General features: G+C 57.4%; 6 protein-coding genes. 3 read left to right on the top strand and 3 right to left on the bottom strand.

The features are described 5' to 3' along the window. On the top strand, positions 1–1,884 hold a 1,884-nt coding region (locus Q0510_RS06220; protein ID WP_298709229.1), incomplete at its 5' end, for a TonB-dependent receptor. Positions 1,885–2,002: 118 nt separating this feature from the next. Here Q0510_RS06220 and Q0510_RS06215 read toward each other — a convergent pair. After that, the gene (locus Q0510_RS06215) at positions 2,003–2,473 is read right to left on the bottom strand and encodes a DinB family protein (protein ID WP_298709226.1); all 471 of its coding nucleotides are present in this window, start codon (positions 2,471–2,473) and stop codon (positions 2,003–2,005) included. 211 nt (positions 2,474–2,684) lie between these two features. On the opposite strand from Q0510_RS06215, the gene Q0510_RS06210 reads away from it, so the two are divergent. After that, positions 2,685–3,827 (top strand): serine hydrolase, encoded by a 1,143-nt coding sequence (locus Q0510_RS06210; RefSeq protein WP_298709224.1) that lies wholly within the window; start codon positions 2,685–2,687, stop codon positions 3,825–3,827. Positions 3,828–4,032: 205 nt separating this feature from the next. Next, on the top strand, positions 4,033–5,097 hold the full coding sequence (locus Q0510_RS06205; RefSeq protein ID WP_298709222.1) for a hypothetical protein: 1,065 nt from the start codon (positions 4,033–4,035) through the stop codon (positions 5,095–5,097). On the opposite strand, the gene Q0510_RS06200 is transcribed toward Q0510_RS06205, so the two are convergent. Both Q0510_RS06200 and Q0510_RS06195 read right to left on the bottom strand, forming a co-directional pair. After that, a complete protein-coding gene (locus Q0510_RS06200) occupies positions 5,083–6,642 on the bottom strand; it encodes an MFS transporter (RefSeq protein ID WP_298709220.1) in 1,560 nt (519 codons plus the stop codon). The genes Q0510_RS06205 and Q0510_RS06200 overlap by 15 nt on opposite strands. A 39-nt stretch (positions 6,643–6,681) precedes the next feature. Further along, on the bottom strand, positions 6,682–7,287 hold a 606-nt coding region (locus Q0510_RS06195), incomplete at its 5' end, for a LytTR family DNA-binding domain-containing protein (protein WP_298709219.1).

The following is a 7,287-nucleotide window of genomic DNA, read 5'->3' as shown; positions in this document are numbered from 1 at the left end:
GGGCCGCAGGGCACGCTCTTCGGTAAAAACACTACCGCCGGTACTTTCAACGTTACCACCAAAAAGCCCAAATTCACGCCGGGCGCTAATTTTGAAGTGAGTTACGGCAACTACGGGTTCGTGCAGGCCAAAACTTCGCTCACTGGCCCCCTTAGTGATAAATTCGCGGCCAGGGTATCATTTTCCGGCACGCATCGGGATGGCACCATTTACAACCAGCGGACGGACAAGCAAACCAATACCCTCAGCAACCTCGGCGTGCGCGGGCAGCTGCTGTTCAAGCCTTCCGAGAAAGTGGAAGTGATCCTCGCGGCCGACGCCACACGCCAGCGGCCGGATGGTTACGCACAGGTATATGCCGGTACGGCGCCCACGCTGCGCGCCGGTTACCGCCAGTTCGACGCCATCGCCGCCGATCTCAATTATAAAGTACCCAGCACCAATCCCTTTGACCGTGTAATCGATCACGATACACCCTGGCAATCGTTCCAGGACCTCGGCGGGGCCTCGCTCAACATCGATTTCAAACTGGGCTCGGGCAGGCTCACTTCCACCACCGCCTGGCGCTATTGGAATTGGGATCCTTCCAACGACCGTGATTTTACCGGCTTGCAGGCACTCGCCAAATCTCAGGCTACCTCAAAGCACCGCCAGTGGTCGCAGGAAGTACGCTGGGCGGGCTCGCTCTTCCGCAAGGTTAGCGGCGTATTCGGTGTATACGCCTTCGGCCAGAACCTGAAAGCCGACGGCGCTCACATCGAAGAATCGGGCCGCGACCAGTGGCGTTTCTCCAAAAACACCACCAGCGCCGCCTGGGAAACACCGGGTCTGTTCGACGGCTACGGCATCAAATCCTATCCTACTTTCAAATCTTTCAGCGGAGCGGTATTCGGACAGGTAGACTGGGCCATCACCGACAGGCTAAGCCTGTTGCCTGGCATCCGATTCAACTACGACGACAAGGAAGTGAACTTCCGCCGGGAAACATATGGTGGCCTGCAGACCGAAGACCCTGCGCTGATCGCCCTGAAGAATGCCGTGTATTCGAACCAGGCGTTTGAAACCGACATCGACGACACCAATATTTCCGGCCAGGTTACCCTGGCATACAAGGCGCACAAACGGATCAATACCTTCGCGACCTTCTCCACTGGATTTAAACCAGTAGGCCTCAACCTCGGCGGCTTGCCTACAACTGCCGGCAAAACGATGCTCGATCTCGCAGTGATCAAACCGGAAGAAGTGCGCCATTACGAAGTAGGCGTGAAAACCTCACCCGGCGACAACTCCACCATCAACCTCACCGTTTACAACACCGAGATTTCCGAGTACCAGACGCAGGTACAGGCCGCCGACCTGTCGGTGAACCGCGGTTACCTCGCCAACGCCGAAAAGGTGCGCGTACGCGGAGCAGAGCTTGATGCGAACGTGCGGGTGCGCGACTTCCTGTCGTTCTTCGGTGCGCTGGCGTATACCGAAGGCAAGTACGTACGCTTTACCAACGCGCCGCCGCCGCTCGAAGAAACCGGTGGTCCTACTTTTAAAGATATTTCCGGCGGTGAGCTGCCGGGTATTTCCAAATGGGCGGTTTCCGGTGGCGGTGAAGTGACGCAGGCCGGCAAGGCTTTCGGGCAGCTGGGCAGCTGGTTTTTTGCGGCGAACCCCTCTCCTTCCAGATACCTGCGGGTAGACGGGTACTTCCTGCTGAATGCACGCGCGGGTTTCAAAGCGGTGAACGGGTTCTCGTTCTTTGTGTGGTCGAGGAACCTGCTGGATAAAAATTACTTCGAGCAGTTGCTGCCCGGGGCGGGCAACGCGGGGCATTATGCCGGTGTGCTCGGCGATCCGCGCACGTTTGGCGCCACCTTACGTTATGGTTTGTAAATTTCGATATTGCTTTGTACAAAAACGGCCCGCAGTTTTGCGGGCCGTTTCGTTTTATGAGGAGCACCGCGTTGACGGTTCATTTGAGTGCGCCGGCGCTGCTGATCTCATGAAGATTTCATGCCTTTTCGCGGAGGAGTTTTTTGATCACGGCGATCTGGCCCAGATGATAATGCGTGTGTTCGACAATACCGTGGAAATTGCGGTAATAGTTACCGTAGTCAGGGTTTTCGAACACTTCCCCCAGCCGAGATTCCGGGAATTTTTCAATTAAGGCGGCGAAGGCATCCGCGTCTTCCAGTGTTTTGGCCACCAGTTGCCGCCATTCGGTTTCTGTGGCCAGCGGCGGGTGATCGAACGAAAGTTTGTCGCTGGCGTTCAGCGGGGCGCCGCGCAGCACCTGCAATACCGCGGATACGTAATAGTTGATATGGAACACCAGCCGCGCGATGGTGTTGAGGCTGCCGACGGGCGTCATGGCTTCCTGGAGGGTTACGTCAGACAGCGTGTCTTTCAGGTTGACGGCCGTCCAGTTATTACCAGTATGCACGCTGCGGAAATGTTCGGTTATTTGGGAAGTTAGTTGCATAAAGATGATTGAAGTTGAAAGTTAATTATTATCAGGGGGAATCAGATGCATTAAATGATGAAACGTACAGGTCTGTGACAACGGTGTTGACTGATCACGTATGAAACCATGTACTGTTTCCGTTAACCCGGAAGGTTGTTTCATGAAACGGTGCTCCCGGCCCGGTGTGTGCGATATTACCTTTGGTGCCATCACTGTTAAAACCTCAAAAATGAAACACGTTATCACACCCTTCAAAACGCTTGCTGTATCCGCTGTAGTCCTTGCCGGACTTGCATCCTGCGAAAAGGGACTTCCCATCAAATCGAACGACAAGGTATTCAGCACTGCTGCATTCAAGAAGAACCTGCAGGCCGCGCTCACTGGTGCGCGGGGGTATCAGTTCGTCATTACGCAAAACGGACAGGTGGCCGATACGGCGGAATTTGGCATCGCTACGGTTGGCGGCACCAAATCCGGCCTGGATCTTTTCATCAACGTGGCCAGCGTTACCAAAACGTTGACAGCCGCCACTGTTGTACAGTACATGTTGCAAAAAGACGTGACCATCGATTCGAAGATCGGCCCCTGGCTGCCTGCATCCTGGGCGGTGCACGACACCATCAAAAAGCTCTCTTTCAAACAATTAATGACGCACACTTCGGGCATCCGCGGCAGCGCCACGGAATGGTCGTCGCTCATGACAACAGCGGCTTCACCCATTACCGCGCCGCAGTCGAACGCATATTCGAACATCAACTACGCTTTGTTCCGCGCGATCCTTCCCAAACTGCATGATTCCGCTACATTCCGGCAACGGGAGCTGGCGTTGCCGCCGGCAGACTTCCAGGTATGGATGAGCCAGGAATACATCCGCCTGGTGAACCTGCACGTACTGTCAAAAGCCGGGATTCCTACCCGTGGTTGTGCGCCGGTAACGGGCAAGATGACGATGATGATGACCGAGGGGCCATACCGGCTGATTGGCAGCGATTTCGGGGACTGGTCCAACAAATGCGGCGGTGGCGGATGGGTGCTGACCACGATGGAAATGTCCCGCGTGATCGTGTACCTCACGCATTCCGACAGTATCCTGTCGCCCGAGGAACGTGCGCTGATGGATAACAACCGCCTCGGCTGGGTTGCCCGCTTCCCCGTAACAGGTGGCATGGCTTACGGCCACGACGGCGCTTTGTACGTGAACCGCAACAAAGAGGAAGGCCTGAACGGCGGCGACGTAGGCAGCCAGACGCTGATCATCAAGCTGCCTGCGAAGGTGGAGCTGGCACTGGGCATCAATTCCATCAAGGACGGCTGGCGCGACGTGTACGATATTGTGGCGGCGGCTTACAACAAATCCTGGATCAACAATTAACCTGGTATACCTGAGAATGCAGCCCTCCGGCCTGTCCGGGGGGCTTTTTAGTTGTGGCCAGCTGCGGACATACGGCGGCGGATAAACGTTAGGCGTTGAAAATGAGCGGTTGAAGGGGAATAGCTGGGGTTTGCGATTATTTAACTACCTGCGGATAGTGGAAATTGTTATTTTGGGGGACGGAATCCCTATATCCCTATCCGTTATGACATACCCTGATGTACCCCTGGCGGAAACGTCTTTTCACTTGTTCCGGTTGTATTTCCGGAAGCGCCGGCAACGTCCCGCGATGCGGCGGCGGTTGCGGGATATGCTGATGCACCTCCGGCCGGATGCGCTTTCCATCCTCCCCAACGATCTCATCGAACGCATGTACAGATACCAGGAAATCGCTCATTACGTGGTCTGCGGCGCCCTGGCCCGCATGCAGGGTCGGGAGCTCACGGAGGCCGAACAAACCCGGCAGACGCTCCATGCCATTATCGCCCCGCTGTTCGACAATCTGTGTAACGTGCGCCCGGCAAACGATACCCGCATCCGGGAACTGGCCAACCACCCCGCCGGATTTAATCCGCGGAACGAAAGCGAATCTGTGCTTCGGGAAGCCTATCTCCGGCTGCTGGCCACTGCATCCACCCCGGCGGCTGTAACGGCCCATTTCCGGGATGTGTGCCATTGGCGGGAGCTGTCGCGCAGGCAGGAAGATGCGGCCATCTGCGAAGCGGAATTGTTCCGCATCACGTATCACAAAAGTTACCATTCCGTACTTCTGTTATACACGGCATTCGACCATTACCCAGTGCCAGGGGAAACCGCCCTCGCTTTTCCCATGGCAGGTTTGATGCAGCTGACTTATGATGTAACCGATATCTGGAAAGATATCCGAGCGGGCATCTTCACTATTCCCATTCTCCACCGCCGCTACGGCCGGCTGGAAAAGCGGTTCATGGCGGAAAGCGCCCGCTTCAACCAGGCGCTGTCGAGGTTGCCCTATCCCGCCAAAAAGAAGAAAGAATACGCACATGCCGTTCATGCGCTGCATGCCGTGGGTCTAGTGGCCATCCGCCGCCTTCAACATGAAACGAAAGGCGTGCAGGACCTGGCGGACCTTGCCTTGTTGGGCCGGAAAAGACTGGTTTGCGATTTGAATAATTTACGGGGTTGGATGGCCTGTACCAGGAAAGTCCGTGAACTGGCGAACCTCGCTTCCTTCGAAGGCCCCACCGAAACAGCGCTCGGGCGGGCGGCACACCTTTCAGCCGTTCGCTGACGGCCGTTTCCGGAAGTGCGCCTTCCCCGGGATCAGCCACCAGGCAATAAGCCCCGACAGCCAGCCCAGCACCGCCGAAATGAGCAGGATCCTACGGTAGGCCGCGATAAATCCATCTTTGTATATCGTTTTCACGGTAGTGGATAATTCCTGCGGCACGCCACCCGGCGGATGCGCATTGCCGAGATTCACGGTTTCCGCTACCACGGCGGATTTTAATCCTTCGTTCATCGTCATTCCTTCCAACCCCGACCGAACATCCTTCGCAAACAGCAGCACGGCCAGCGCCCCGAAAATAGCGGTGGCAAACACACTGGCGATTCTCGTCACCGCATTGTTCACGCCGGACGCGGTGCCGGAGAGTTGCGGAGGCAACGCGCCCATGACCGTTGCTGTTAACGGCGCCACGGTGAGCGACATGCCCAGCCCCAGCACAAGGATCCCCGGGAAAAAGGTGGTCCAGTAATAGGAAGGCCCGCCCGTTTCTCCCGCCAGCGACATCAGGAACAAACCAGTACCCGCCAGCAGCGGCCCGCCCACCAGGAAAGGCCTGGGCCCGGTTTTATCCGCCCAGCCGCCCGCCGGCCGCGCCAGCAGGATCATGAGCACTGTAAATGGCAGAAAAGTAAGCCCGGATTGCAGCTGGGTGTAACCCTGCACCTGCACCATATTGAGTGAAAGGAACAGCATTCCGGTGCCCATCGCGGCATACAGGAAGAACGTCAGCAGGTTGGCGCCGGAGAATGTGCGGTTGCGGAAAAGATGCAAAGGCAGCATCGGGTTGGGTGATTTCATCTCCACCCAGACAAACGCCGTTAGCAGTAAAACGCCCGCGGCAAGGGCGCCCCAGGATTGCCAGTGCGAAAATCCATATTCCGGCATCCGCAGGAACCCGAACGTCAGCGCCGCCAGCCCCAGCGCGGTTAAGGCGCCGCCGGTATAGTCGATCCCTCCTGCCGCCGACTCGTTGCGCTGTTCGGGAACGTGCCGGCGGAGGATAAACAGGGATATCAGCCCCAGGGGAATGTTGATGAAGAAGATGTACCGCCACAACCCGGCATCGGCCAGGGCGCCTCCCAGCACCGGCCCGCCCATGGTCACCAGCGTGGTAAAGGCCGACCAGGTGCCGATGGCCTTTCCCTGTTCGTTTTCGTTGATGGAGGATGACAACAGCGACAAGCTCCCCGGGATCATGAGCGCCCCGCCCCCGCCCTGCACCACCCTGAAAAGCACCAGCTGCTCCACGTTGGCGGCCAGTCCGCACGCAGCGGAACCGGCGATGAACACGAGTATCCCGGTCATGAACACCCGCTTCCTGCCGAGTTTATCACCCAGCGCGCCGCCCACCAGGATGAGCGCCGCCAGCATGAGCAGGTACGCGTTAAGGACCCAGAACAGCCCCGCGGCAGTGGCCTGCAGCTGGTTCTGGAGCGCGGGCAGCACCACGTTGAGGGCCGTGCCGTCGATAAACGCCATGGAAGAAGCGAGGATCGTGGCGGCCATCACGCTGCGGCCTTTTGCGGATTGCAGGGGGAATGTCGGCATCGTTCTCTATTAACAGGCGAGCTGCGGAAATGTTATGGCTCAGCTCATACCCATGGCTTCGTAAAACTGTTTGACGTAGGTATCGCCAACAGGAACCATGTGCTGGCCCATGAAAATCCGCTGCTTTTCCACGCTGTCGATTTTGTTCATGGCCACGATGAAAGATTTGTGCACGCGGATAAACTGCCGCGGCGGCAAAGCTTCCTCGAAGCTGCGGAGGTTCTGCAAAGTGAGGATCTTCTGGCTGGCCGTCTGGATAGCCACGTAATTGCGCAGGGCTTCCACGAACAGGATCTCGCTGAAGTTGAGGCGGATGATCCGCTTGTCGGTCCGGATAAAGATAAAATCCGGCTGCGCGGGAACCGCTGGCTGTTGCGGCTGTTTCTCCGTCACCTTTTGGACGGCTTTCACGAAGCGGTCGAAGGGTACGGGTTTGAGGAGATAATCCACGGCGTCGTACTGGAAACCGTCGACGGCGTATTCGTCGTAGGCGGAAACGATGATCACGTCTACCCCGCGCTGCCGCAGCTGCATGAATTCGATGCCGGAAAGCTCGGGCATCTGGATGTCGAGGAAAACGAGTTTGACGGAGGGCTCCTTGCGCAGGAACGCCAGCGCTTCCAGCGGGTTGTTGAAGGTGCCGGC

Source organism: uncultured Chitinophaga sp., from assembly GCF_937874145.1.
In the GTDB taxonomy this organism is placed as follows: domain Bacteria; phylum Bacteroidota; class Bacteroidia; order Chitinophagales; family Chitinophagaceae; genus Chitinophaga.
Note: the sequence above shows the minus strand (reverse complement) of the source record. Positions and strands in the feature narration are given on the sequence as shown.